3 protein-coding genes are annotated in these 1732 nt (G+C 72.9%); 1 reads left to right on the top strand and 2 read right to left on the bottom strand.

All coding sequences use genetic code 11. From position 1 onward, the window contains the following. Together HGA02_RS18485 and HGA02_RS18490 are read right to left on the bottom strand one after the other, a co-directional pair. The coding region (locus HGA02_RS18485; RefSeq protein ID WP_168680775.1) for a hypothetical protein at positions 1-423 on the bottom strand (423 nt) is incomplete at its 3' end. 59 nt (positions 424-482) lie between these two features. After that, entirely contained in the window at positions 483-1469 is a 987-nt protein-coding gene (locus HGA02_RS18490) for an LLM class F420-dependent oxidoreductase (RefSeq protein ID WP_168680777.1), read from the bottom strand. Positions 1470-1508: 39 nt separating this feature from the next. Between HGA02_RS18490 and HGA02_RS18495 the strand changes: the two genes are divergently transcribed. Next, a partial coding sequence (locus HGA02_RS18495) for an NAD(P)H-hydrate epimerase (RefSeq protein ID WP_343035607.1) occupies positions 1509-1732 on the top strand: 224 nt, incomplete at its 3' end.

Raw genomic sequence — 1732 nt, forward strand, 5'->3', positions numbered from 1 at the left:
CCACGCCTGGTCGCCAGCCTCCCGGTCGCCACGCGCGTCCGCGACAGCGGCGACGAGCGGGGCGTCGCGCGCAGCCTCGCGCAGCCACGACCATGCGCGGTCGTCGCCCAGGGCCGCGTGAGCGGCGGCCTGCACGACCTCCGATCCCCTGTACCCGTCCTGCTCGGACCCCGTCGGCGGCGTCGTGGCACCCAGGACGTGGACGGCCTCCGGCGCGCGGCCGACGAGGACCAGGTCCCGAGCGTGCGCGACGACGACGCCGAGCAGGTCGGGCCTGCGGCGGGGGTGCCGCTCGACGAGCGCGATCGCGAGCGACGGCTCGCCCGCCGAACGGGCCGCGTCGACCCAACCCGACCACGCGTCCTCGACGTCCCCCACCGGGAGGTCGCCGATCGCGGGCCGCACGGCGTCCTGGGTGCTCACACCGCCCCATCGGCGGTGCGGCGCCCCTGCTTGACCCCAGGGAGGCAGCTCGACGACGGTCAGCGCAGGGCCGGGACGACCTCGCGCTCGAAGAGCTCGATGCCCGAACGGTCGTAGGCGGCCTCCGCGAAGTACGTGATCGCGTACGTCATGCCGAGCTTCTCGAGGTCCTGGAGCTTCTCGACGAGCTGCTCCGGGGTGCCGACGAGCACACCCTTGCGGAACTCCTCGGCGACCTCGGGGGCCTTGTTCGGGACGGTGAGCGACAGGTGCTCCTCGACCCACGCCATGCGGTCGTCGACGTCGGCCTCGGTCTCGCCGATCACCACGTTGAAGTTCGACGAGCGCGTGATCTCCTCGAACGGGCGGCCGATGGCCTCGCAGTGGCCGCGCAGCACCTCCGACTTGTGCGTGAAGACGTCGGGGTGCCCGTCGAAGTTGGTGAACTGCGCGTGCTCGGCGGCGATGCGCAGCGTCTTCTGCTCGCCGCCGCCCGCGATCCACAGCGGCGGGCCGTCGACCTGGAGGGGGAGCGGCGCGAGCTGCGCACCGTCGACCTGGTAGTGCTTGCCGTCGAACGTGGCGACGCCGTTGGTCCAGAGCTGCTTGAAGATCTGCACGCCCTCGTCGAGCATCGCCAGGCGCTCGCCCGCGCGCGGGAAGCCGTAGCCGTACGCGCGCCACTCGTGCTCGTACCAGCCGGCGCCGATGCCCATCTGCACGCGGCCGCCCGAGATGACGTCGGCGGTCGCGGCGACCTTCGCGAGGTAGGCGGGGTTGCGGTACGCCATGCACGTGCACATCTGGCCGAGCTTCACGCGGGACGTCGTCGCCGCGTACGCGTTGATGAGGCTCCACGCCTCGTGCGTCGCCTCGCCGTTGGGCTCGGGCACGGCGTGGAAGTGGTCGTACACCCAGATCGAGTCGAAGGCGTCGCCCTGGTCGGCGTGCTGGGCGAGCCCGTTCATGACCGACCAGTGGTCGCGGGGCTCGATGCCCGTGAGGTCCTGCCGCCAGCCCTGGGGGATGAAGAGTCCGAAGCGCATGCTCGGCACGTTACCTGCGCGCACGCCAGGATGAGACTCGTGCTGCTGTCGTGGAACGCCGCCTCCGTCCGTGCCGCCGAGGAGCCCCTGCTCGACGCGGGCGTCCCGCTCATGGAGCGCGCCGCGTTCGCGCTGCACGGCGTGGTCGTGCGCGAGGTCGTGCGGCGTCGCGGACGGTTCGCGGGTGCGCGCGTCGTCGTGCTGGCCGGGGCCGGGAACAACGGGGGAGACGCGCTGCACGCGGGGGCCCTGCTCGCGCGGCG

The sequence above is a fragment of the Cellulomonas septica genome, from assembly GCF_012396155.1.
GTDB classification, from domain to species: Bacteria; Actinomycetota; Actinomycetes; order Actinomycetales; family Cellulomonadaceae; genus Cellulomonas; species Cellulomonas septica.